The sequence below is a fragment of the Amycolatopsis plumensis genome (assembly GCF_042652605.1).
GTDB classification, from domain to species: domain Bacteria; phylum Actinomycetota; class Actinomycetes; order Mycobacteriales; family Pseudonocardiaceae; genus Amycolatopsis; species Amycolatopsis plumensis.
In genome coordinates, this window is the sequence record NZ_JBHSJY010000001.1 from 6,781,026 (window position 1) to 6,805,439 (window position 24,414).

A 24,414-nucleotide genomic window follows, 5' to 3' on the forward strand; every position below is an offset into this window, starting at 1 on the left:
GCAGGTAATGAGCCATACCGATCTGTCCGAAAGGAGCGCTGTGGGCCGGACTCGTCCCGGGGACGCGGGTGCGAAGGTACTCAAGGCCGCGTCGAGGCTGTTCTACCGTGACGGCATCCACGCCGTGGGCGTCGACACGGTGGCGGCCGAAGCCGGCGTGACGAAGGCGGCGCTCTACGGCAACTTCGGCTCCAAGAGCCGACTCGTCGTCGCCTACCTGCGGGAACGCGACCGGCGGTGGCAGGAGGAGATCGACCGGATCACCGCTGCGCACGCCGATCCGCGGGAGCGGGTGCTCGCGGTGTTCGACGCCTACGAAGCCTGGCTGTCCGCCGACGGCTACCGCGGCTGCGCCTTCCTCAACGCGACCTCGGAGTTCCCCGATCCGGCCGACCCGGTCCGCGAGGTGGTCCGCCACCACAAGACCGCGCTGCACGGCTACCTGCGGGCGCAGCTGCGGGCCGCCGATCCCGAGCGCGCCGACGAGCTGATGCTGCTGCTGGAAGGCGCGGCAGTCACGTCGGTGGTTGCGCAGAGCGCGCAGCCGTTCCGCACGGCGAAGCGGCTCGCGGAGACGTTGATCTAGACCGGCAGGTCCAGGGCCAGCTGGCCGCGGTCCTCGTCGACGCCGGACAGCGTCGCGACGCACGCCGGGCACGGCGTGAGTTCGGACGTGGTCAGGTCCACGGGTTTCCAGCTGCGGGATTCCCGTTCCCCGCAGGCGGAACGCCGGTAGCGGAGGTCGCCGGAGCGGGTCATCAGGTGGGCCAGGGGGACGTCTTCGGGCAGCACGCCGACCAGGTACCAGCGTGGTGCGCTCACCGCGGTGGTCGTCATGGCGGTCAGTGTCCGTCGCGGTGCCGGGACGGCGGCGCATTTGCCGATCTTCGGCGTGGCGGAGCGGTCAGGCCTGGTCGGGCAGGTGACGCAGGATGTGCAGCAGGCCGCGTTCGTCCACCGTGTCCGGGTCCTCGGCCACGCAGCGGCCGAGCTCGGCGAGCACGGCGCCGGTGTCGATGCCGGCGCCGATCAGCACCAGCTCCGTCCGCCGAGGCTCGCCCGGCGGCCAGGCCGACCGCTCCAGCTGCACGAACCCGCCGACGGTGTGCAGGTGGAAGCGGGCTTCCGGGCCGGTGGGGCCGAAGTCGGCCTGGCCCTTCATCCGGTAGAGCCCGGCCGGGCGCCGCTCGAGGAACTCGACGAAGGCGCGCGGTGCGAGCGGCGTTTCGGCAGTGAACGTGACCGTCTGGTACTCGGCGTGCAGGTGCCGCGAGTGGTCGTGGTCGTCCTCGCGCAGGTCGTCGAACGACAGCTGGCCGGCTCGCTCACCGCGGGGTTCGGGGTCGAAGAACAGCCGCGGGTCGACCCGCCCGTGCTCGGTGACCAGCAGCGGGCGCCCCGGCGCCAGCTCTTCGACGGTCGCGGTGAGCTTCGCGAGCGCCTCGGCGGGCACCCGGTCGGCCTTGTTGAGCACCACGAGGTCGGCCAGCCGCAGGTGGTCGGCGAGCTCGGGGTGGCGTCCGCGGGCGGCTTCGAACTCGGCGGCGTCGACGACCTCGGCCAGCCCGCCGTAGCGGATGTCCGGGTTCTCGCTGGCGATCATCAGCCGGATGAGGTCGCGGGGCTCGGCGATGCCGCTGGCTTCGACGACGATGACGTCGATGCCCGCTTCGGCGCCGGACAACTTCGCGAGCATCGCGTCCAGCCCGCTCGCGTCGACCGCGCAGCACAGGCACCCGTTGCCGAGCGAGACCATCGTGTCGACCTGGCCCGCGACGGCGAGCGCGTCGACGTTCACCTGGCCGAAGTCGTTGACCACCACGCCGACCCGGGCCCCCTCGCGGTTGGCGAGCAGGTGGTTGAGCAGCGTCGTCTTCCCCGCGCCGAGGAACCCGGCGACGAGGACCACGGGGATGCGCCTGGCGTTCACGAATCGTCCCTCCTCTGCCGATCACCGCGACTCTAACGCGGGCGCGCGTACCCGGCAGGCCGCCCCCGGTGAAGGCCGTTCGTCGAATACCCACGAAAAGACGCAGGCGAGCGTGCGGCAAAGGATCACGCCGATTTCGTGTTCGCGAGTGATCGATTGACGGAGAATGCGTACAGCCATGTCCGAATAACGCTTGGTAGCAGTTGTTTTTCCGGTCGAGCCGGTTTGCGCTGGAATTCCCGGATGGCCGGGACGTCGTTCCCGAGTGGCGGAGCCCCGCCTCGCGAAACGTGGGGTATCCTCCCCCGCTTGGCCGGAGTTCCCAGGGCAGTGGGGGCATCCGGCCGTCCTGTCGACGGCGACCCTCGGAGGAACCGTGAACGTTTTCGTCCGGCTGCAGATCGCGATTTCGGAGAGTGGGGAACCGCGGTGACCGTTACACCCGAGCGGGTGACACCCGCGCTGCCGCTCCACCCTCAGCGCGTCTCGGAAGAGCAGGGCGTCAATTCCGCGGAAGCGGAGGAATTCCTGGACCGGATGTTCGCCGAAGGCGCGGCGGAAGCGGGCGAGCGGTTCGAGGACAGGCTGGCGCAGGTGCGTGCGGAAATCATGGAAACCGGCACCTACCGGCACACCCCGGCCGAACTGGCGTACGGCGCGCGCGTCGCGTGGCGCAACTCGGCGCGCTGCATCGGCCGGCTGTACTGGCGCAGCCTGCGGATCCGGGACCGCCGCCGGGTCACCGGCGCGGCCGCGATCGCCGGCGAGTGCGTCGCCCACCTCCGCCAGGCCACCCGGGGCGGCCGGATCCGCCCGACGATCACCGTCTTCGCGCCGGACACCCCGGACGCGCCGGGCCCGCGCATCCACAACGAGCAGCTGATCCGCTACGCCGGATACCGCTTCGAAGACGGCTCGGTGCTCGGCGACCCGCGCTACGCCGAATTCACCGATCAGGTGCGAAGACTCGGCTGGCGGCCGCCGGAGCGAAGAGGCTCTTTCGACGTCCTGCCGCTGGTGATCGAGGCCGAGCCCGGCGAGCCGCGGCTGTTCACGCTGCCGCCGGACGCCGTCCTCGAGGTCCCGCTGACCCACCCCGACCACCGCTGGTTCGCCGGGCTGGGACTGCGCTGGCACGCCGTGCCCGCCATCAGCAACATGCCGCTGGAGATCGGCGGCGTGACGTATCCGGCCGCGCCGTTCAACGGCTGGTACCTCGGCACCGAAGTCGGCGCCCGCAACCTGGCCGACGAGCAGCGCTACGACCTGCTGCCCGCCATCGCCGAGCTGATGGGCCTGGACACGACGTCCGAGCGCACGCTGTGGCGCGACCGGGCGCTGGTCGAGCTGACGCTGGCGGTGCAGCACTCCTTCGACGCGGCCGGCGTCACGATGGCCGACCACCACACCGAATCGCACCGGTTCCTGGCCCACCTGGAACGCGAGGAGCGGGCCGGGCGCCGGTGCCCGGCGGACTGGAGCTGGATCGTGCCGCCGTTGTCCGGTGGGCAAACCGCGGTCTTCCACCGCTATTACGACGAACCGGACCCGTTGGAGCGACCGGCCTTCCTGTCGCCGCCGTGAGAACCGCGGAGAGTAGCGTGGGAGCGCCCGTTCGGCGGATCGTGCGCAACCCGCGGGGCAGTCCGCTCCGCGAAGGCCGACAATGGGATGCATGACCGCAGTCCTCGTCGCCTACGCCGGGCGTCACGGCGGAACCCGGCAGATCGCCGAGGTCATCGCCGCCGAGCTCGGTGCCGCGGGCCTGACCGTCGACGTGCGCGACGCCGCCGACGTGGCCGGCGTCGAGCACTACGGCGCGGTCGTCGTCGGCAGCGCGCTGTACTACCACCGATGGCGGCCGGAAGCCGTCCGGTTGCTGGAACGCAACGTGCGGGCGCTCGCCGAGCGTCCGGTGTGGTTGTTCCACAGCGGACCGTGCGGCCCCGGCGCGGCCACGCACCAGGTCAGCCTGCCGGCGAAGGTGGCCCTGCTGGCCGCGCGCATCGACGCGGAACGCACGGCCACCTTCGGCGGCCGGCTCGACCCGGCGACCGTGCACGGCCTGATCCCGAAGCTGCTGGCCTCGGGCCGGCGTGCCGGCGACTTCCGCGACTGGGACCGGATCAAGGCCTGGGCCCGGGACGTCGGCCGCCGGGTCCGCACGCGCGTCGCGCTGTGATCCTCTTGCCCGCCGGGGGTGGTGGGTGCTAAACCGGGCCTGAGGTCTTTCCGTGGGAAACCGGCGGAACGGGGCGAACGTGACGGATCGGAAAGCGCTTACTCCGGACCAGCGCAACGCGTTCCTCGCGGCGCTGCTCGGCTGGAGCATGGACTCGTTCGACTACTTCCTCGTCGTGTTCGTGCTGGCGGACATCGCGAAGGACGCCTCGTTCGGGGCGACGGCCACGCAGCTGGCGTTCATCACCACGGCGACCCTGGTGATGCGCCCGGTGGGGGCGCTCCTGTTCGGCTTGTGGGCCGACCGCGTCGGCCGCCGGATCCCGCTGATGGCCGACGTCCTGCTGTATTCGGTGGCCGGCCTGCTGTGCGCGTTCGCGCCGAACTTCACGGTGCTGCTGGTGCTGCGGTTCGTCTACGGCATCGGCATGGGCGGCGAGTGGGGCCTGGGCGCGGCGCTGGCGATGGAGAAGATCCCGCCGGAGCGCCGCGGGTTCTTCTCGGGCCTGCTGCAGGTCGGCTACTCGATCGGCTACCTGCTGGCGGCGCTGGCGTACCTGCTGTTCCACTCGGCGTTGGGCCTGCAGTGGCGCTGGATCTTCGTGCTGAGCATCTTCCCGGCGCTGATCAGCCTCCTGATCCGCGCCCGCGTCCGCGAGTCGGAGGTGTGGGAGACGGCCCGCGAGAAGCTGAAGGTGACGCGCACGTCGGTGAAGGACATCCTGCTGAACCCCAGGGTCATCCGCCGCTTCGGCTACCTGATCCTGCTGATGACGGCGTTCAACTGGATGAGCCACGGAACCCAGGACGTCTACCCGAGCTTCCTGAAAGCCCACGACAACGGCGGCGCGGGTTTGAGTGCCTCGACGAGCACGTGGATAGCGGTGCTGTACAACATCGGAGCCATCATCGGCGGCCTGACGTTCGGAACGCTGTCGGAGAAGCTGGGCCGCCGCCGGACCATAGTGACGGCGGCGGTCCTGGGCTTGCCGGTGATCCCGATCTTCGCCGTCGACCACGGCGCGGGGATGCTGGCCCTGGGGTCGTTCCTGATGCAGGTCATGGTTCAGGGGGCCTGGGGAGTGATCCCGGCCCACCTGACGGAGATGTCCCCGGACGCCATCCGCGGCTTTTACCCGGGGGTGACGTACCAGCTGGGCAACCTCCTGGCGGCGTTGAACCTGCCGATCCAGCAGGCGATCGCGGAGTCGCACGGGTACACGTCGGCGCTGGTGTGGACGGTGGTGCCGGGACTGATCGCGGTGGCCGTTTTGACGGCGATCGGGAAGGAGGCGAAGGGGATCAGGTTCGGGGAGTCCGCGGTGGCGACGGCTCCGGCGGGCTCGAAGTAGCCTACGGCGTCACGAGCGCCGCTTCATAAGCGAAGATCGTCAACTGCACCCGGTTCGACACGTCCAGCTTCGCGAACGTCCGCGTGATGTGCGTCTTCACCGTCGCCTCGCTGAGAAACAGTTCCGCCGCGATCTGCGCGTTCGGTTTCCCCTGCGCCACCGCCGTCACGATCTCGCGTTCCCGTGAACTCACCAGCTCCAGCTTCGCCTGGGCCCGCGACCGCCGCGGGTTGGCCCTCGTGGCCACGAACTCGCCGATCAGCTGCTTCGTCATCCGGGGCGACAGCATCGCGTCGCCGTTCGCCACCACCCGGACGCCCTCGATGATCTCCTGGGGCGACCCCTCCTTCAGCAGGAATCCGCTGGCTCCCGCCGCCAACGCCTCGAACACGTACTCGTCGAGGTCGAACGTCGTCAGGATCAACACCTTCGGCGGCCTGGGCTGGGCCAGCACCGCCGCCGTCGCGACCAGGCCGTTCATGCGGCGCATGCGGATGTCCATGATCACCACGTCGGGTGCGTGCCGGGCGACCTGCTGGACCGCTTCGTCGCCGTCGCCCGCCTCCGCGACCACCTGCAGGTCCGGGGTGCTGCCCAGGATCATGGACAGTCCGGTGCGGACCAGCGGGTCGTCGTCGACGAGCAGTACGCGCACGCTCACCCGCCCATGCTAGGGCGCCGGTGCCACCCACGGCAGCCAGGCCCGCAGCGCGAACGTCCGCTCGTCGACCGGGCCCGCCGACAACGAACCGCCGAGGAGGGAGACCCGCTCGTTGACGCCGGTGAGCCCGGTGCCCGATCCCGGTCACGGCACAGGCTGCGGCGGCAGCGCGTTGAAGACCTCCAGCGACAGCCCCGCACCCGGGCCGCCGCGGACCAGCAGCTCCGTCGGCGCCCCCGGGGCGTGCCGCAGCACGTTGGTCAGTGCTTCCTGGAGGATCCGGTACGCCGCCGTGCCGAGCGGGGCCGGGGCCGACGACGCCTGGTCGAGCAGGATCGTCACGTTGACCGCCAGCCCGGCCTGCCGGGCGCCGGCGATCAGCTCGGGGATGTCGGCCAGCGTCGGCTGGAACGGCTCCGCGGGCCCGCCGGGCGCCCGGTCGGCGAAACCCGCGCCACGCAGCACGCCGATCACCTGACGCAGGTCGTCGAGCGACTGCCGGGCCGTCGTCCGCACCGTCTTGGCCGCCTCCGCCGCGTCCGGCGTCGTGGCCGCGGTGACCTCCAGCGCGCCCGCCTGCAGCGAAAGCAGCGACAGCCGGTGCCCGAGGACGTCGTGCATCTCCCGCGCGATCCGCGCCTGCTCCTCCCGCCGCGCGACCTGGTCGCGCAGGGCCGCCTCTTCGGCGGCCAGGCGGCGCTTCTCCGTGAGGTTGTAGCGGACGATCCCCACCGTGAGCGGGACCGCCGTGTAGATCGCCGCGGTGATCGCGACGCCGATCAGCTTGGCGCCGATCGTCTCGGTCGAGATCCACGCCTCGGCCAGCGACGATTCCTGGGGCCGGCCCGCGTCGCGCCACACCGCGAGCCCGGTCGCGGCGAACACGAGCGCCGCCGCGCTCCAGCGCCACCAGCCGGTGAAGCGGGTCGCGAGCGCGGCGAGGGCGATCAACGCGGCCAGCGAGTCGGCCACCAGCAGCAACGGCGGCGCCACCGCGACGCCCGTCACCACCAGGGGCCACCGCCACCGCCAGACCAGCAGGATCGACGCGCCGATCCCGAGCAGCCAGCCGAGCACCGCCGCCACCGTCACGTGCAGTGCGTCGGTGCCGGGCAGGCTGATCTCCAGCACCACGTTTACGATGCCGGTCACCAGGCTCGCGGCGACTGCCAGCACGGTGCACACCACGCCCAGCACGGACCGTCCCATGGGCGTCAGCGTACGAGGTGGCCACCGCGATCCCATCAGCCGTTCCGCTCCTCCACCGCCCGGCGGGTGACGACTTTCGTCGTACCACCTCGAGGCCTGCGGACGACGCGGACGGCGCCACGCCGCTGGTTTCCTTCAGCCGTCAAGCAGAGGCGAAAGGAATCTGAATGATCGTGTCAAGCTGCCGCGGTAGCGGTGTGTGGCGCGGTCGGTGTGAAGGTCCGGCCGTCGCGCAGCAGGGCCCAGAGCACGTCGACCAGGCGGCGGGCGAGGGCGAGCAGGGCCTGGGTGTGGATGAGGCGTTCGCTGCGCTTGCGGTCGTAGAAGGTCCGCGAGGGGCCGGTGACCTTGAGGCTGGACAGTGCGGCCATGTAGAACACCCGTCGCAGCCTGCGGTTGTAGCGCTTGGGACGGCGCAGGTTGCCGGTCACGCGGCCGGAATCCTGAGGCACGGGAACAAGGCCCGCGTAGGAGGCCAGCCTCCCGGAGGTGGCGAAGGCGGCGAGGTTGCCGCCGGTGGCCACCAGGAACTCCGCGCCCAGGATCGGCCCGAAGCCGGGCAGCGACTCGATGATCCCGGCCTGCGGGTGTTCCCGGAATTGGCTGGTGAGCAGCTTGTCGGTGTCCTTGATCTGTCGGTCCAGGGCCAGCAGCCGGCGGGCCAGTCCCGCGATGAGCATCGCGGTGGTGGCCTCACCGGGCAGCCGCACCGTCTGGGCGTGCGCGGCAGCCAGGGCATCGGCGGCCATGGCGGGGATGCCCTGGGCCCAGGCGCCGTGCTCGTGCAGGTAAGCGGCCACGCCGGACTCGCCGGCCGCGCGGATCGCCTGCGGGGTCTGGAAACCGGTGACCAGTACCAGGGCACTGCGGGTGGAGTAGTCGAAGGCACGTTCCAGTGCAGGGAAAATGCCGGTCAGCAGGTCCCGCAACCGGTTGACGCCACGGATCCAGTCGGCCATCAGGTCCTCACGATGGGCGGTCAGCCGGGTCAGCTCGACGACCAGGTCGTCGGTCGCGGTGACCGGCGTCAGATCGGTGCGCATCCGCGCGGTTTCGGCGATCACCCGGGCGTCTTTGGCGTCGGACTTCGCTTCGCCCCGGAACACCCCGGTCATGCGGTTGACGACCCGCCCGGGCACATAGACCACCTGCTGCCCGGTCGCGATCAGCACGGCGACCAGCAGTGCGGCGGCGTTGCTGGTCAGATCGATCGCCCAGCGCACCTCACTGGCGGCCTGGCCGGCGCGGGCGACGAGCTGCTCGATCGCGGCCTGGTCATTGGCGACCTTCTGCGAGAACACCACCTTCCCCGCCGGGTCCATCACACACGCGTGATGCGTGGCCTTGCCGACGTCGACACCGACCCAGACCAGCGGCCGATCCGTCACCCTCATTCTCCTGTTGTCGCAGGTCAACCCCGTGGACAACCCCGCCAGCAGGTCCCTAAACAGCGACGGTCCGCAGCAGATCTGAATCAGTGGCCAGGGCGTCCAGAACGACAGGGCGGCCATTCCTTCCGAGCCACCACACGGCAGAGACCCGATCAGCCACACCCCATCGCCCCGGGCATCCGGGGCACTCACCCCGAACAACATCAACCTTAGGGAAACCCCGATGACCGACTACACCCCGATCCAGCAGCACGCGGCCCCGCCGTCCGCGCCGCCGCGCAACGGCCTGGGCACGGCCGGCTTCGTCCTCGGCCTGATCGGGCTGGTGTTCTCGCCGATCCCGCTCGTCGGCGTGGTCGCGTGGCCGCTCGCCGTGCTCGGCCTGATCCTGTCGGCGGTCGGCGTGGCCAGAGTGCGGTCCGGGAAGGCGACCAACAAGGGACTTTCGATCGCCGGCGTCGTCGTGTCGCTGCTCGCGCTGGTCGTCAGCATCCTGTGGGCGGTGGTGATCGGCAAGGCGATCAGCGACGTCAACGACCAGGCGACCGCCCACCACACCATCGTCTACCAGGTGAGCGGGGACGCGAAGGCCGTCGACATCGACTACAGCACCTTCGACCGCAACACGATCCTGATCAACACCGAGGCGGGCGCCGCCGTGCCGTGGACCAAGACCGTCGAGGCCACCGGGTTTCTCGCCGGGGCCCAGTTCACCGCGACCGCCGGGCCGGACGGCGGCTCGGTCACCTGCAAAGTGATCGTCGACGGCAAGGAGGCCAAGACGGCGACCGCGGCCGGAGCCGGGGCCACCGCGAGCTGCACCGGCTTCTGAACCACCCGTGCCACCCGGGCGAGGGGGCCGGGCGGCACGGGGGGACGCGGGTGGGACCCGGCCAGGGGGCGGGTCCCACCTTCGGTCAGCTTCAGCCGCAGTGCTCGAACTCGCTGTCGTAGGCCTGGCCGACGGCCGAGCCGCCCCACTTCACGCACTTGTCCGCCGCCGCGGCCTTGACCGGGCCGGCGAACCAGGAGAACGCACCCGAGTCGGTCTGCCGCGCCGCGCCCTTGACCTCCAGGTAGGCCGAGGTCGCGGTGGCCGTCCCGGCGGAGGCGTTCTTCATGGTGCTGACGCAGTTCTGGCCGTTGGAGGCGTTGTACGACAGGTACACCGTGCCGGCCGCACCGCCGGTGCCCAGCGGCGCCGAGTCGATGACGCCGTAGCCGCCGCCGCAGGCCGGAGCGCCGAGCGCGGTCTCGCTGACCGCGGCGAAGCGAATCGTGTCGTTCGCGTGGAACTCCGGGCCCGCCTCGAACAGCACGCCGATCGACGACTGCGACAGCTGGACCATGTCGGAGTACGCCGCGTCCTGGCCCCACACGAGCAGGCTGCCGGCCGTGCCGGTCCAGTTGGCCCCTTCGTCGAAGGACGAGTGGATCCGCAGCTCCTTGCGCCGGTCGCAGACCGACGGGGCCGCGAAGACGATCCGGTTGTACTTGCCGCCGGTGTCGGTCGCGCTCATCCGCGCGGTCGAACCCTCGACGGTCGGCGCGACGAGATCGGTGGCGAAGGCGAACTTCGAGCTGAAGGACGCCCCGCCGTCCGAGCTGATCGCGAAGGCGCGGTTGCGCGTGCCGTCCTCGAGGCACTTGTCGCCGTCGTTCGCCTGATTGCGCGCGGCCGCGTAGATCCGGCCGTCCCGCAGCTCCGTGACGCTGATCTCCTGCGGGTTCATCGCACTCGTCGTCGGCTTGTCGGTGGCGCCGAGGTGCCACGTGCTGCCCTTGTCGTCGCTGTAGACCAGCGCGCCGACGTTCGAGTAGCTCATCCCGGCGACGAGCCGGCCCGCGTGGGCGCCGCGCGTCAGCACGATCCCGTGGGACGGCCCGGTGGCCAGCCAGCCCGGCGCGGCCGAGAAGCCGAGCTCCGTGGTCAGCGTCTTCGGCGCGCCCCACGTCTTCCCGTTGTCCTCGCTGATGGACACGCGCGGGATCCGGCCGCAGTCGGGATTGGTGAAGCACTGCATGGTCGACAGCAGCACGATCCGGTTGCTGCCCGGGATGACGATCGGTGCGGGATTGCCCTTCACGTCACCGAACGCGGTGATGACGGTGTTCAGCGCGCCCCACGTCTTGCCGCCGTCGGTCGAGCGCTTCATGACGAGGTCGATCTTGCCCAGGTCGTTGCAGAAACTGGCGCCGCCGTTGCGGCCTTCGGCGAAGGCGAGCAGATCGCCGTTGTTCGCTTTGACGATGGTGGGAATGCGGTAACAGTCGTGACCTTCGGTGTTCTTGGTGAACACCAGCGTGCTGGACACGTCGGCCTGGGCGGTGGCGGCGCCGAAGGCGGCCGGGACGGCCACGGCGGCGCACCCCAGCAGCCCGGCGAGCAGCCCTTGGGCGAGTCGGGTGATCTTCACGGTTCGAGCTCCCTGCGGATTCGGTCTTCGTCTCGGCAGCAGCGTCGACACGATCCGTACAAGAGCCGTACAACCTCGCGTATAACGAACTATACCTGGCCGGAAGGGAAAGATCAGGTGAACGCGGCCAGCGTCCCGAACCCGGTCGCCAGCACGAGAAGCGTGGACAGGAGACCCAGGAGCAGGGCCCGGCCGCCGCCGCGCAGCAACGCGCCGAGCCGGACGGCGCAGCCGAGGCCGAACAGCGCGCCCGCGAGCAGGAGCGTCGACGCGGTCTTCGCGACGTCGAGCACGAACGCCGGGACGAGGCCGGTGCTCCGGACCGCCACCATCGCGAGGAAGCCGAGGACGAACAGGGGCACCAGCGGAGCGTTCCCGGCCCGGCGGCCGCGTTCGGCGGCGCCGACGAGCGCGACCACCGGCGCGAGCAGGACGACGCGGCTCAGCTTCACCACGACGGCGATTCCGACCGCGGCGGCGCCCGCCGGTCCGGCCGCCGCGACGACCTGCGCGACCTCGTGCACCGAGATCCCGGCCCAGCTGCCCGTGCGGACGGCGTCGAGGCCTAGCACGTGGGCCAGCAGGGGGAGCGCGGCCAAGGCGAAGCTGCCGTAGCAGGTGACGAGCGCGACAGCGGTGGCGACGTCTTCGTCGTCCCGCTCGATCACGCCTTCCACCGCGGCGATCGCCGACGCGCCGCAGATCGAGAACCCGGTGGCGACCAGCAGGGCGAGCCCGCGCGGCACCCGGACCAGCCGGGCGAGGCCGAGCGTGCCGAGGAAGGTGACGGCGACCGTCAGCACGACCGCGGCCAGCGTGCCGGGGCCGAGCGCGAGCACCGTGGGGACGGCGAGCTGGAGCCCGAGCAGGACGACGCCCGCGCGCAGCAGGCGTTTCGTGAGCCGGGCGACGGCCCGGCGGTGCTCGTCGGTGAGCACCGGGGTGCTTCCCAGTGCGACGCCGAGCACGACCGCGACGGTGAGGGCGCCGGCCACCGGCCACACCGAGCTGAACGCGTACGCCGCGGCGACGCCGAGCCCGGTGATCGCCAGGCCGGAAGTTTTCGCCGTCGTCAGTGCCATATTTCCAGCGTCGCCGGTTCCGGGCGTCCGCGGTAGCCGGCGGCTCGTGCTGAGGTCATAGACTGAAGCTATGACCGGACCGGATCTGGACTCGCTGCGCCTGCTGGTGCTCGTCGACGACCTCGGCAGCATCGGGCAGGCGGCAGGCGCGCTCGGCATCGCCCAGCCGTCGGCGAGCAAACGGCTGTCCACTTTGGAACGCCAGCTGGGACTGTCCCTGGTGGACCGGACCCGGCGCGGCTCGGCGCTGACCCCGGACGGCCGGGTGATCGCGGGCTGGGCCCACCGGGTGCTGACCGAAGTGGACGGACTGCGCACCGGCGCGGAGGCCCTGCGCACCCAGCGCGGCGCGCAGCTGCGGGTGGCGGCGAGCATGACGCTCGCCGAGCACTTCGTGCCCGCCTGGATCGGCGAGGTCAAGCGGACCGGGCCGGACACCTACGTCGGGCTCGAGGTGGTGAACTCCGAGCAGGTCGCCGAGCTGGTCGCGCGCGGGCGGGTGGACCTGGGCTTCGTCGAGTCGCCGGGACCGTGGCCGGGCCTGGCCACGCGGCGCGTCGCGGCGGACCGGCTCGTCGTGGTCGTCCCGGCCGGGCACCCCTGGGCCCGCCGCCGTCGTCCGCTGCGGGCCGAGGAGCTGGCCGCGACGCCGTTGGTGGTGCGCGAGCCGGGCTCGGGAACCCGCGAGACGGTCGAAGCGGCGTTGCGCCGGGCGGGGACGGGCCCGGTGAAGCCGTTGCTGGAGCTGGGTTCGGCGTCGGCCGTGCGCAACGCGGTGATCGCGGGCGCCGGTCCGGCGGTGATCAGCGACCTCGACGTGGTGCGCGAAGTGGCCGGCCGACGGCTGGTGCCGGTGCCGGTGGCGGGCATGGAGCTGGGCCGGGTGCTGCGCGCGGTGTGGCCGGCGGGACGGCGCCTGACCGGCCCGGCGGCGGAGCTGCTGACGCTGGCGGTGAAGTCCGGTGCTTAGCGCGCCGTGAGACCGGCGGCTTCCGGGCTGGTCAAGTGGGCTTCCAGGGTCTTGCAGGCCGACGTCAGGAGGTCGTTGTCGTCGGCCGCGCGGGTGGCCAGGGCCACCTGGCACGGCTCGATGCCGTCCACCGGCACGATCGTCACGTCGTGCCGGAGCCGGCTGAACCGGACGCCGGCCGGGACGATCGCCGCGAGCTGGCCCGCGGCGATCAGCTCGAACTTCTCCTCGAACTCCCGGACCAGCGGGCCGTCCGGGGCGCGGCTGCCGTCGGGCCGCGGGTCGAGGCGCCAGAACGTGTTCCAGTCCGGGTCGTCGACGCGGGGGAGCGGCTCGTCGGCGAAGTCGGCCAGCGTGACCGACTTCCGGCCGGCCAGCCGGTGGTCGGCGGAGACCAGCAGCACCCGCTCTTCGTCGTAGAGCACCGTGACGCGCAGCCCGTCGGCCCGCAGCGGCAACCGCGTCACCGCGACGTCCACCCGGTGCTCCAGCAGCGCCGCGCGGGTTTCGGTCCAGCCGAGGTGCTGGGTCAGCACCTCGGCCTCCGGGTGGCGGCGGCGCAGCTCGCGCACGGCCGGCGTGACGAACAGGTTGGTGCGGTAGCCGATCGTGACGCGGCTCGGCGCGGCCGCCGCCCGGGTGCTCGCCGCCGCCTGCTCGGCCGAGCGCAGCAGCGCCCGGGCGCGGGGCAGGAACACTTCGCCCGCTTCGGTCAGCCGCGTGCCCTGCGGTGTGCGGTCCAGCAGGCGCGCGCCGAGCTGGCCTTCGAGGCGGCGGATCTGTCGGCTCAGCGACGGCTGCGTGGTGTGCAGCGAGGCCGCCGCGCGCCCGAAGTGCCGGTGCTCGGCCACCGCCGTGAAGTACCGCACCAGCCGCAGGTCCAGGTCCGTCATGACCGCATTCTACCTGCGGTGATGCCTGAACCGTATCGGCCGATGAGAACCAGGCTTTGGACGCCCGCGCCGCCGCGGCCCAACGATGGAACCACTGTCAGCGATCGAGGAGGAGCAAGAAGATGCGGGTGTTCGTCACCGGCGCGACCGGGTTCGTCGGCAGCGCCGTCGTCCGGGAACTGCGGGAAGCGGGGCACGAGGTGCTCGGCCTGGCCCGCTCGGACGACAAGGCCGCGGCGCTCGCGGCCACCGGCGCCGAGGTCCGGCGCGGAACCTTGACCGACCTGGACGGCCTGCGCGCGGCCGCCGCGGAAGCGGACGCGGTCGTCCACACCGCCTACGTCCACGACGACTTCGCCGACCTGACGGCCGCCGCGGCGACCGACCGCGCGGCGATCGGCGCGTTCGGCGAGGCGCTCGAAGGATCCGGGAAAGTTCTGGTCATCACGGCGGCGACCGGCCCGGTCGCGCCGGGCCGGCTGGCCACCGAAGAGGACGCGGCCGACCCGGCGTTCCCCCGATCGGCCTCGGAGACGGCGGCGCTCGCGCTGGCCGGGCGGGGTGTGCGCGCGTCGGTGCTGCGGCTGCCGCACTCGGTGCACGGCGAGGGCGACGGCCACGGGTTCGTCCCGGCCCTGATCCGGCTCGCGCGCTCGACGGGCGTGTCGGCGTACCCGGGCGACGGCGAGGGTCGCTGGGCCGCGGTGCACCGGTTCGACGCGGCGCGCCTGTACCGGCTGGCGGTGGAGGCGGCGCCCACCGGCGTGCGGCTGCACGCGGTCGGCGACGAGGGTGTGCCGCTGAAGGTGCTGGCCGAAGTGATCGGAAAGCACCTCGGGGTGCCGGTGCGGTCGGTGTCCGACGTCCCGGGCCACTTCGGGTGGCTCGCGCACTTCGCCGGGCCGGACGCGCCGGCGTCGAGTGTGCTGACGCAGAAGCTGCTGGGCTGGGTGCCCGAGGAGCCGGGGCTGATCGCGGACCTGGAGGCGGGGCACTACTTCCGCTGAGCCCCGGCTCGCCTTGCGGTCGATCGAGCGGCGATATATCGTGCGAGTGTCGCCGATACGATTGGGAGGTCGTCATGGAGATGAGCGCGGGAGCGGACCGGATCTTCGCCGGGTTCGGGGGGCACTTCGGGCACCACGGGCCCGGCCACGCCGGGCACCCGGGGCACGCCGGGTTCGGGCACTCGGGGCTGGGACACGGTGGCCCGGGACACGGACATCCGGGCGCTGAGCATCCCGCCGCGGGGCACGGCCCGCTCGGGCCGGAGCACGGCGTGCCGGGGCACGAGGACTGGGACGGCGGCCCCGAGCTGGCGCGCGGGTTCCCGCCGCCGCCACCGCACCCGCCACACCCGCCGCAGCCCCCGGGCGGGCCGGGATTCCCCGGCTTCCCGGGCGGTCCCGGGTCGTTCGGCGGCCCGGGTGGCTGGTTCGGCGGCGGCGGGCCGTTCCAGCGGGTGCGGGAGTTCCGCGGCGGCGGCCGTCCGCCGGCCCGTCCGGTGCGGCCCGCCGTGCTGGCGCTGCTGGCCGAGGAGCCGATGCACGGCTACCAGCTGATGCAGGAGATCCGCCGCCGCACGCACGACCGGTGGCGGCCGAGCCCCGGCTCGGTGTACCCGATCCTGCAGCAGCTGGAGGACGAAGGCCTGGTCCACACGGTCGAGACGGCCGGCCGCCGGGTCGCGGAGCTGACCGACGCGGGACGCGAGCACGTGGCGGGCCGCGAGGAGGAGTTCGCGGCTCTGTGGGAGGAACCCGAGGAGGAACCGGGCGCCGACCGGTTCGCGGCGCTGTGGCACGCGCTGGGCGAGCTGTCCGGCGCGGCCGCCCAGGTCGGCTACAGCGGGAACGAAGCCCAGGTCGCCGAGGTGAAGAAGATCCTCGCCGACGCCCGCCGGCGCGTGTACGCGGTGCTGGCCGACGCGGGCCTGGAGGACGAAGACGCCTGACGGCACCCGGCAGACGCCGGCCGCCGCCGATGCAGTGAATGACTCATTCCTGGCGTCCGACGCCAGGAATGAGTCATTCACTGCGGTCGGTCACCGCCCGGGTGAATCGTCCACATCGGACGGTGCGGCCGGCGGGTAGGCTGTCCTGATGGAGGAAAAGGACTTCGCCGCGCACCTGACCGCGACCATGACCGGTGCCGCCCTGACCATGCTCATCGGCGTCGGCCACCGCACCGGCCTCCTCGCGGCCGCCGCGCGCGGGCCCGCCACCAGCGCCGGCCTCGCCGAGCGCGCCGGGCTGCAGGAACGCTACGTCCGCGAGTGGCTCGGCGCCATGGTCACCGGCGGCATCTTCACCTACGACGGCCGCGAGTACACCTTTCCGCCGGAGCACGCCAAGTTCCTGCTCGGCGACACCTCGGCGAACCTCATGCCGTCACTGCTGACCCTGTCCGCCTTCACCGGCATCCTCCCGGAGCTGGAACGGGCGTTCGCCGAGGGCGGCGGCGTCCCGAGGTCGGCCTACGGCCCCTACCTCGAAACCCTCGGCGCGAAGACCGGCGACAGCTGGGAGCACATCTACCGCGAGCACCTCGTGGACGGCTTCTTCGGCGCGGTCCCCGGTCTCGCAGACCGGCTCACCGCCGGCGCGCGCGTGCTCGATCTGGGCTGCGGCACCGGGAACGCCATCGCCGTCGCCGCGCGCGCGTTCCCGGCCTCGCACTTCACCGGCCTGGACATCAACGCGAGCGTCGTCGAGCAGGCGAGCGAAAACAAGCCGGAGAACGCCGAGTTCGTCGTCGGGGACGCCGCCGAACTGACCGCCGATCCGCCCTACGACGTGATCACCGCGTTCGACGCCATCCACGACCAGGACCGCCCGGACGTCGTGCTGCGCCGGATCCGCGAAGCGCTCGCCGAAGACGGGCTGTTCTTCATGGTGGACACCAACTTCTCCAGCCACCTGGAGAAGAACGTCGGTAACCCGCTGGCCGCTCTCACCTACTCGATCAGCCTGATGTACTGCACGACGACGTCGCTGGCGGAGGACGGTGCCGCGCTGGGTGCCGTGTGGGGCACCGAAAAGGCGTCGGAGATGCTGGCGGACGCGGGGTTCCGGCACGTCGACGTGCTCGAATCCCCGCGCCCGCAGAACTGCATCTACGCCTGCCGCCCGTGACTCACTGCTGGTACGGCGCCGCGGCGGCCTTGGCGGCGGTGATCAGCGCGCCCTTGTTCTTCGGCCAGAACGTGCTGTCGACGCAGGTGTAGCGCGGCAGGAAGCCGCCGCAGGTGCCGCTCGAGCCGCCGACCTCGAACGTCACGCTGGCGACACCGAGCTCGCCGTAGGTGAAGTCGTCGGTGGTGCCGGTCGTGTCGTAGCCGACGGTCTCCTCGTTGGTGCCGACGAGGTAGCCGTTGGACGCGGCGTACTTCGCGCCGAGCCGGCGGTACTGGGCGTCGTTCGGCGAGGTGGCCTGGGTGAAGCCCCACGGGATGATGATGTCGTTGCCGTAGCTGTGCAGGGTGATCATCGTGCCCTTGGCGGTCGACGGCGCCGGGTCGTTGTCGCCGGTGCCGCGCTGGTCCGGGAAGGTCGCGCGGGCCAGCTTCTCCAGCGCCTGCACCTCCGGCTCCGAACCCGCGCTCACGCCCTGGTAGGTCTCGGAGCAGGCGGAGTTGGAGTCGCCGCCCCACTTGAACGTCGAGTTCCGGTTGAGGTCGACGCCGATGTTCGTGCCGGTGCAGCTGCCCCGCGAGTTGTTGGCGTTCTTGCGCTGCAGCTTCGGCGAGTTCCCGCCGGAGGCGACGATGTCGACGCCGTCGGGGTTGGCGATCGGCACCACCCACACCTCGGTCGTGTCCAGAATGGACTTTGCGGTCGCGTCGGTGGCGTAGCCGTCGGCGAGGTAGTCGATCCAGCGCCAGGCGAGCTCGCCGGTCGACAGCTCGCGCGCGTGGATCTGGGCCATCAGGAAGAACTTCGGCTTCGGCGACGTCGTCGACAGCGTGCAGTCGCCGGCCTGCTTCTTGGTCAGGCAGATCGCCTGGACGTCGTGGCCCCCTTGGCCCTTGGTCTTCTTCCACGACTGGCCGATCGTGTACTTCGTGGCCAGGTCGGGGTGCGCCGAGGCGACCTGCGTGAGGTGGTTCTCGTGCGCGGTGACGGTCCGGTACCCGCCGTAGTAGGTGTCCGCCGCCAGCCGGTTGGTCTCGGCGGGCAGTTCCTTGTAGACGGTGTCGAAGAACGAGGGCCGGTAGCCGAGCCCCCGCAGTTTCGCCGCGACGGCCCGCCCGCCGACGACGTTGACGCTGCCGGCGTCGTCCCCTTCTTCGACGTCGAACCCGGCCTCGGTCAGCGCCTGCGTCTGGGCGGCGGTCGCCGGGACGCGCCAGAACACCGGCGTGTCGGCCGTCTGCGCGGTGGCGGTGCCGCCGAGCAGGGAGGTGAGCAGGACCCCGGACGCCGCGAGGGCGAGCCGGGACAAGGACCTTGACGCCATCGGGGGATCTCCTCACGCCGCACGGATGGAGGTCCGGTCGGAACCCGTGGTCACCGTACCGGCACGGACAGTGTGTCGGCCCGGCACAAACGGGTCATACCCCCGAAAGTCGCGAGTCTGCCGCAGCCCGGTCGTGAGTGGTAAGGAGGGTTAGAACCCTCCTTACCACTCACGACGAGCCGCGGCAGACTTCGGGACGCTACTTCTTCAGGCCGTGTTCGATGGCTTCGATGATCCGCGGCCGCAGCTCGGCCGTCGAGATGATCGCGTCCACCGAGCCGACCTCCACCGCGCGCTGGATGCTGTGCACCTTGTCGAACTCCGCGGCGATCTCGCTGACCTTCTCCGCGCGGACCGACGACTGGACCTCGGCCAGCTGGGTGCTCAGCGCCGCCCGGGAAGGAGCGTCGGCCGCGGCGACCCGGGCCTGCAGCTCGGTCACTCGCGGGTCGTTCGCCGTGCGCTTGGCCACCTCGCCGGCGAACACCACCGCCGCCGCCGGGGCACCGCCCAGCACCGAGGCGAACGAGCCTTCCAGGGCCAGCACCGTCATGTTCGGGTTGAGCGCCTTGGAGAACACCACGAACGCGCCGCCGTGATAGCGCGAGATCACGGTGAACACGATCGGGCCCTTGAAGTTGACGATCGCCCGGCCGATCTCCGCGCCGTACTCCAGCTGCAGCTTGCGCAGCGACTCCGGCGAGCCGTCGAAGCCCGACAGGTTCGCCAGCACCACCAGCGGCCGGTTGCCCGACGCCGCGTTGATCGCCCGCGCCGTCTTCTTCGACGACCGCGGGAACAGCGTGCCCGCGGTGTAGGTGTCCGGGCCGTCGGTGGGCGGGAAGCCGCGGCGGGGAACCGACCGCGACTCGATGCCGACCAGACAGACCGGGCGGCCGCCGATGTGCACGTCCTGCACCGCCGCGGTGTCCGCGTCGGCCATGCCCGCCCAGCGCTCCAGCACCGGGTGGTCCTGGTCGGACAGCGCACGCATCACCGTGCGGATGTCGAACGGCTTCTTGCGGTCCGGGTTGTGCTCGGCCGAGAAGATCTGGCCGACCGTCGTGAAGTCGCTGCCGGCGATCGCGTGCGGGAACGACGAGACGTCCCGGTCGACCGGGTCGCTCGTGCCCACCTTGCGCGGCCCGGCCTCGCCCGGCACCACGTACGTGTGGTCGTAGTGCGCCATCAGCACCTGGCGCGCGGCCGGCAGGTTCGGCGCCCAGTACTGCGCCTGGCCGTTCGGGCCCATGACGCGGTCGTAGCCGCCGATGCCGAAGTTGTCCTCGGCCGACACGCCACCCGAGAAGTCCAGCGCCTGCTTGCCGGTGAGGACCATCGCCGAGTCCGGCGTCATGATCAGCACGCCCTTCGTGTGCATGAGCATGGTGGCTTCGGCGTTCCAGTACGGCTGGGCGCCGACGTTGATCCCGTTGACGACGATGTTGATCTCGCCGCCGTCCTGGGTGAACGTGACGATCCGCTTGAGCGCCGCGGCGACCCAGTCCATGTTCTCGGTGCCCGAGGTCATCGAGATCCGCGCGCCCGAGGACAGCGCGAACCACTCCAGCGGGACCTGCATGCGCTCGGCCAGGTCGAGCGCCGCGATGACGCGCGAGCACTCCGGCTCCGACAGCGCGCCCAGCGACTTCGTCGGGTCGCCGAGCAGCACGACGCGGGTGACGCCCTCGGGGTGCCGCTCGGTCGGGGTGGTGACGACGCCCGCGATGATCGCCGCGGTGTTCTTGCCCTTCGGCCGGTCCACCGGCACCAGGACGCCCGAGTCGTCGAGATCGTGCTCGACGAACGTGCCCTCGGGACCGGCGAGCAGGCCGGTGAGCTCGTACGGGTAGACCGTCCCGCGCCGCGCCGCCCGCAGCACCTTCAGGCGGTAGTCGTCGTGGGGCTTCACCGGCTCGGTCGACGGCGGCTCGACGTGCAGCCGCGCGCCCTGGCCGGGGTCGAGGGTGATCCGGACGGCGAGCTCGGTCAGCTTGCCCGCGTCCGTGCGCCGCCGGGCCAGGAACTGGACCTCCTCCAGCCCGGCGCCGACCGAGGTCGGCAGGATGCGCTGGACGAGCTGGTTGAGCTCCTCGGTGGTCAGGTCGGTCGGCGGCCAGACGTACATCATGATCCGGTTCGTGTCGAACCGCTTGTTCTGCGGCCGCTGCGCCTGGATGTTGCGGATCGCGTCGAGGCAGGCGGTGACCGCGTCCTCGAGCGCGGGCAGCGCGACCAGGCGGCCGTCGGCTTCGCGCAGCGGGGTCAGGTCGCGGACCTGGCCCATCGCGATCAGCCGCTCGTCGGCCGGGTTGGTCTTCGCCACGGCTTTGAAGAGGTAGATCTCCTCGTCCGCCGACGGCAGCCGGGTGAGGTCGAACTCGCGCAGCCGCTGCAGCTGCAGGCGCTGCGCGATCTGCGGGTGCAGGCCGCGGATCAGCCGGTCCTCGGTGAAGCCGGCACCGCTGCGCTCGAAGGTGAAGTGGTGGTGCATCACCGCGCCGCCAATGCCGGCCACGGTGACCACGACCCGGCGCACGCCGGCGGGCAGCGGGCTTTCGGCCAGCAGCGTGCCGAGCCGCTCCGCGGTCGCGTCGACGTCCGGCTGGTCTTCCCAGCGCAGGTACAGGTCGGCGACGACGCCGTCGGTGGCCACCTCGCCGAGCGTGCGCAGCGCCTCGGGCAGCTCGGCGATGTCGACGGCGGTGGTGACCAGCGGCAGCACGCCTTCGGGGGCGTTCAGCTCGGCGGTCAGCCAGCGGTGGCCGCCGGCTTCGCGCACGGCCACCCCGGACAGGCGGCGGTTGCCGTAATAGCGGCGGGTCAGGACCTCCAGCAGCGGCGCGTGGTCGCGGCCCGGCCGCCCGATCCGCTGCCCGATCAGCCGGACCAGGGGCTGCGAGCCGGTGATCATGGCCTGGATGCGCTCGGCGCGGTCCGGCGCGTCCGGGTGCTGGTCGAGGTAGGTCAGCTCGGTGCGGACCGCGGCGTAGCCGCGGGCGCGGTTGCGGCGCAGCAGCGGCTGGGCGAACCAGCGGAAGACCACGCCGCGGGCCAGGTCGGACACCGCGGGGAACCGCACCTGCGTGGCCTCGACCAGGTGCTCCAGGGTGAGCCCGGCGCGTTCGCTGAGCGCCTCGGCCGGCGGCGCCCCGGTCAGCCACTGCCGCAGCAGCTCCGAGACGACCGCGATGTCGGCCGCCATCCGCTGCTGGGCCAGGAAGATCCGGAAGACCGCGGCCTCCAGCTCCGGCGTGCGCTCGAGGTCTTCGACGCCGTAGTGCGCGAGGACGCGCTTCAGCTTCGCCTGGAACCCTTCGCTGACGCCGGCGCGTTCGACGTCGAGGCTCTGCAGGTAGCTGTGGAAGAACTCGCGCGGGCTGTGGACCGCGCCGTTCGGCACGGTGTCCTCGCCGCCGGGGGTGTTGCGGCTGAGCTCGGACAGGTCGGCGAAGACGGTGAGCAGCCCGAGCTCGCCCTCGACCGGCCGGTTGCCCAGCTCGGAGCGGGCCTCCAGGTAGGTGGCGACGAGCCGCTTGCGCTCGGCGGGGTCGACGTCGAAGCCGAGCAGCAGGCTGCGGAGGTCCTGCAGGCCGCGTTCGACGCGCTCGGCCGCGGACACGCCGTCCGGCACCGAGGGCAGCTCGATCTCGACGGTCTCGGTCTCGTCGGCCGCTTCGTCGGCGGCGTCGTCGGCGAGGGGTTCCAGGCGCATCAGCGGGGCGCCGGTCTCGACCTGGCTGCCGACGGACACCGGGCATTCGCGGACGCGGGCGCGGAACGGCGCGCGCAGCACCGTCTCCATCTTCATGCTCTCCAGCACGAGGATCGGCGCGTTCGCCTCGACCTCGTCGCCGACGGCCAGCGGGGTCGCGACGACCAGCGCGGGCGCGGGGGAGCGGACGACGCCGCCTTCGTCGCGGCTGATGCGGTGGGTGACGCCGTCGACCTCGACCAGGTGAATCGGGCCGTGGGTGGCCGAGACCAGCCGGAAGGGCCGTCCGTTGACCAGGATCCGGCCGCTGTGGGCGTCGAACCGGTCGATCTCGATGTCGGCGTGGTGGACGTCCGACGCGCCGGCGGAGATGCCGACGCGGAAGCGGCTCCGGCCGGCCCTGGCGACCGAGACGCGGTAGCCGACGCCGCGGAGCTTGAGGTCGAGCGGGCGGCCGCTCTCGTGCTGCACCTGCGGGCGGCCGCCGTGCGCGGTGGACAGCAGCCGCTGGACGGAGACCTCTTCCTCGTCCTGGTAAGCCTCGATGGCGGCCGCGGCGAGCGCGATCGCGGAGTGCCGGTGGGTGACCAGCCTGCCCTCGGCGCGGACGCGGTCGATCCAGCCGGTGTCGGCGCTGGCGTCGATCACCTCGGGCTGGTCGAGCAGTTCGAGCACGAAGCTCTTGTTGGTCGCGCCGCCTTCGATGATCACGGTGGTCTCGGCCATCGCGCGGCGCAGGCGGCCCAGCGCCTCATCGCGGTCGCGGCCGTAGGCGATGATCTTGGCAATCATCGAGTCGAAGTCGGCCGGGATCGTGTCGCCCTCGCTGACGCCGGTGTCGACGCGGATGCCGGGGCCGGCGGGCAGCGCCAGCCGCGCGATGCGGCCGGGGGAGGGGGCGAAGTCGCGGTCGGGGTCTTCGGCGTTGAGCCGCGCCTCGACGGCGTGGCCGAGCTCGGCGGGCTGGGTGCCTTCGAGCTTGCCGCCGCCCGCGACGTGCAGCTGCAGCTTGACCAGGTCGGTGCCGGTGGTGATCTCGGTGATCGGGTGCTCGACCTGCAGGCGGGTGTTGACCTCGAGGAAGGCGAACAGCTTCTCGCCCGGGTGGTAGAGGAACTCGACGGTGCACGCGCCGCGATAGCCGACGGCGATCGCGAGCCGCTCGGCCGACGCCTTCAGCTCGGCGGTCTGGGCCGGCGCGAGGACCGGCGACGCCGACTCCTCGATGATCTTCTGGTTGCGCCGCTGCACCGAGCAGTCGCGGACGCCGAGCGCCCACGCCGTCGCGCCGTCGGAGATCACCTGGACCTCGACGTGCCGGGCGCCGGTGACCAGGCGCTCCAGGAACACGACGCCGGAGCCGAACGCGCGCAGGGCTTCGGAGCTGGTGCGCTCGTAGGCGTCGGCGAGGTCCTCGCCGGAGGCGACCATGCGGATGCCCCGCCCGCCGCCGCCCGCGGTGGCCTTGAGCATCAGCGGGTAGCCGATCTGCTCACCGGCCTTCAGCGCGTCTTCGAGGGTGGCGACCTCGCCGCGGCTCCAGGGCGCGACCGGCACCCCGACCTCTTCGGCGATCAGCTTCGCGCCGATCTTGTCGCCGAGCTTGCGCATCGCGTCCGCGCTCGGCCCGACAAAGGTGATGCCGATCTTCTCGCACAGTTCGGCGAAGGCCGGGTCCTCGGCCACGAAGCCCCAGCCGACCCAGGCGGCGTCGGCCTTCGTCTCGACCAGCGCCTGCTCCAGCTTGGCCAGGTCGAGGTAGGGACGGGCGGAGGCGGGCCCCAGGTCGTAGGCCAGGTCGGCCTCGCGGACGAACGTGGCGGTGCGATCGGCGTCGGTGTAGAGGGCGACCGTCTCGATCCGCGTGCCGGTTTCCGCCGACAGATCCCGGACGGCGTGGATGAGCCGCATCGCGGCCTCTCCGCGGTTGACGATGGCGACACGACTGAACACCGGATGAGCCTCCCAAGTACGCACGCGCAGAAGGCGACGTACCTGTCCTGGAACGTCGCCCGCACCTGTCTACACCCTGGTGGATGACGACGGTTCGGACCAATGTCCGCGATGGCGCATGCCGCGGCGGCTGAGTTGTGGGAACCCCACAAAAAGCGACCCGCGCCACACCGTCCGGACGGGCTTTCACGCGAGGTTCGCG

General features: G+C 71.9%; 19 protein-coding genes. 9 read left to right on the forward strand and 10 right to left on the reverse strand.

All coding sequences use genetic code 11. The features are described from left to right. The first annotated feature begins 40 nt into the window (after positions 1–40). A complete protein-coding gene (locus tag ACFPLC_RS32910; protein WP_378206696.1) occupies positions 41–586 on the forward strand; it encodes a TetR/AcrR family transcriptional regulator in 546 nt (181 codons plus the stop codon). Here ACFPLC_RS32910 and ACFPLC_RS32915 read toward each other — a convergent pair. Both ACFPLC_RS32915 and ACFPLC_RS32920 read right to left on the reverse strand, forming a co-directional pair. Next, positions 583–837, reverse strand: a complete 255-nt coding sequence (locus ACFPLC_RS32915) for a hypothetical protein (protein ID WP_378206693.1) — start codon at positions 835–837, stop codon at positions 583–585. The two genes, ACFPLC_RS32910 and ACFPLC_RS32915, sit on opposite strands and share 4 nt — an antisense overlap. Before the next feature lie 67 nt (positions 838–904). Continuing rightward, on the reverse strand, positions 905–1,930 hold the full coding sequence (locus ACFPLC_RS32920) for a CobW family GTP-binding protein (RefSeq protein ID WP_378206691.1): 1,026 nt from the start codon (positions 1,928–1,930) through the stop codon (positions 905–907). A gap of 450 nt (positions 1,931–2,380) precedes the next feature. Between ACFPLC_RS32920 and ACFPLC_RS32925 the strand changes: the two genes are divergently transcribed. The 3 genes from ACFPLC_RS32925 to ACFPLC_RS32935 all read left to right on the forward strand — a co-directional run bounded on the left by ACFPLC_RS32925 (position 2,381) and on the right by ACFPLC_RS32935 (position 5,463). Then, entirely contained in the window at positions 2,381–3,514 is a 1,134-nt protein-coding gene (locus ACFPLC_RS32925) for a nitric oxide synthase oxygenase (protein ID WP_378206768.1), read from the forward strand. A 91-nt stretch (positions 3,515–3,605) separates the two neighbouring features. Continuing rightward, the gene (locus tag ACFPLC_RS32930; RefSeq protein WP_378206688.1) at positions 3,606–4,112 is read left to right on the forward strand and encodes a flavodoxin domain-containing protein; all 507 of its coding nucleotides are present in this window, start codon (positions 3,606–3,608) and stop codon (positions 4,110–4,112) included. A 79-nt stretch (positions 4,113–4,191) separates the two neighbouring features. Next, positions 4,192–5,463 carry an MFS transporter gene (locus ACFPLC_RS32935; RefSeq protein ID WP_378206686.1) on the forward strand — a complete coding sequence of 424 codons (1,272 nt, stop codon included), beginning with the start codon at positions 4,192–4,194 and terminating at the stop codon, positions 5,461–5,463. A 1-nt stretch (position 5,464) separates the two neighbouring features. On the opposite strand, the gene ACFPLC_RS32940 is transcribed toward ACFPLC_RS32935, so the two are convergent. The 3 genes from ACFPLC_RS32940 to ACFPLC_RS32950 all read right to left on the reverse strand — a co-directional run bounded on the left by ACFPLC_RS32940 (position 5,465) and on the right by ACFPLC_RS32950 (position 8,727). Next, positions 5,465–6,124: a response regulator transcription factor gene (locus ACFPLC_RS32940; RefSeq protein ID WP_378206683.1), complete on the reverse strand. Its 660-nt coding sequence runs from the start codon at positions 6,122–6,124 to the stop codon at positions 5,465–5,467. 144 nt (positions 6,125–6,268) lie between these two features. Further along, positions 6,269–7,333 carry a sensor histidine kinase gene (locus ACFPLC_RS32945; RefSeq protein ID WP_378206681.1) on the reverse strand — a complete coding sequence of 355 codons (1,065 nt, stop codon included), beginning with the start codon at positions 7,331–7,333 and terminating at the stop codon, positions 6,269–6,271. A gap of 176 nt (positions 7,334–7,509) precedes the next feature. Continuing rightward, positions 7,510–8,727 carry an IS110 family RNA-guided transposase gene (locus ACFPLC_RS32950; RefSeq protein WP_378208288.1) on the reverse strand — a complete coding sequence of 406 codons (1,218 nt, stop codon included), beginning with the start codon at positions 8,725–8,727 and terminating at the stop codon, positions 7,510–7,512. 220 nt (positions 8,728–8,947) lie between these two features. Between ACFPLC_RS32950 and ACFPLC_RS32955 the strand changes: the two genes are divergently transcribed. After that, positions 8,948–9,556 (forward strand): MmpS family transport accessory protein, encoded by a 609-nt coding sequence (locus tag ACFPLC_RS32955; protein ID WP_378206980.1) that lies wholly within the window; start codon positions 8,948–8,950, stop codon positions 9,554–9,556. A 91-nt stretch (positions 9,557–9,647) separates the two neighbouring features. Here ACFPLC_RS32955 and ACFPLC_RS32960 read toward each other — a convergent pair whose 3' ends face one another. Continuing rightward, positions 9,648–11,141: a sialidase family protein gene (locus tag ACFPLC_RS32960; protein ID WP_378206983.1), complete on the reverse strand. Its 1,494-nt coding sequence runs from the start codon at positions 11,139–11,141 to the stop codon at positions 9,648–9,650. A gap of 113 nt (positions 11,142–11,254) precedes the next feature. Next, positions 11,255–12,223, reverse strand: a complete 969-nt coding sequence (locus tag ACFPLC_RS32965) for a YeiH family protein (RefSeq protein ID WP_378206985.1) — start codon at positions 12,221–12,223, stop codon at positions 11,255–11,257. A 70-nt stretch (positions 12,224–12,293) separates the two neighbouring features. On the opposite strand from ACFPLC_RS32965, the gene ACFPLC_RS32970 reads away from it, so the two are divergent. Next, positions 12,294–13,193 carry a LysR family transcriptional regulator gene (locus ACFPLC_RS32970; protein WP_378206988.1) on the forward strand — a complete coding sequence of 300 codons (900 nt, stop codon included), beginning with the start codon at positions 12,294–12,296 and terminating at the stop codon, positions 13,191–13,193. On the opposite strand, the gene ACFPLC_RS32975 is transcribed toward ACFPLC_RS32970, so the two are convergent. Continuing rightward, a complete protein-coding gene (locus ACFPLC_RS32975) occupies positions 13,190–14,086 on the reverse strand; it encodes a LysR family transcriptional regulator (RefSeq protein WP_378206991.1) in 897 nt (298 codons plus the stop codon). The genes ACFPLC_RS32970 and ACFPLC_RS32975 overlap by 4 nt on opposite strands. A 122-nt stretch (positions 14,087–14,208) precedes the next feature. Between ACFPLC_RS32975 and ACFPLC_RS32980 the strand changes: the two genes are divergently transcribed. From ACFPLC_RS32980 to ACFPLC_RS32990, 3 genes are all read left to right on the forward strand, one after another. Further along, complete coding sequence (locus tag ACFPLC_RS32980) at positions 14,209–15,093, forward strand: SDR family oxidoreductase (protein ID WP_378206993.1); 885 nt, start codon at positions 14,209–14,211, stop codon at positions 15,091–15,093. A 74-nt stretch (positions 15,094–15,167) separates the two neighbouring features. Continuing rightward, positions 15,168–16,040 carry a PadR family transcriptional regulator gene (locus tag ACFPLC_RS32985; RefSeq protein ID WP_378236007.1) on the forward strand — a complete coding sequence of 291 codons (873 nt, stop codon included), beginning with the start codon at positions 15,168–15,170 and terminating at the stop codon, positions 16,038–16,040. Between the two features lie 148 nt (positions 16,041–16,188). Beyond that, positions 16,189–17,220: a class I SAM-dependent methyltransferase gene (locus ACFPLC_RS32990; RefSeq protein ID WP_378206999.1), complete on the forward strand. Its 1,032-nt coding sequence runs from the start codon at positions 16,189–16,191 to the stop codon at positions 17,218–17,220. Position 17,221: 1 nt separating this feature from the next. Here ACFPLC_RS32990 and ACFPLC_RS32995 read toward each other — a convergent pair whose 3' ends face one another. Continuing rightward, positions 17,222–18,544, reverse strand: a complete 1,323-nt coding sequence (locus ACFPLC_RS32995; protein ID WP_378207002.1) for a M14 family zinc carboxypeptidase — start codon at positions 18,542–18,544, stop codon at positions 17,222–17,224. Between the two features lie 199 nt (positions 18,545–18,743). Next, the gene (locus tag ACFPLC_RS33000; RefSeq protein WP_378207005.1) at positions 18,744–24,212 is read right to left on the reverse strand and encodes an ATP-binding protein; all 5,469 of its coding nucleotides are present in this window, start codon (positions 24,210–24,212) and stop codon (positions 18,744–18,746) included. Positions 24,213–24,414: the final 202 nt, after the last annotated feature.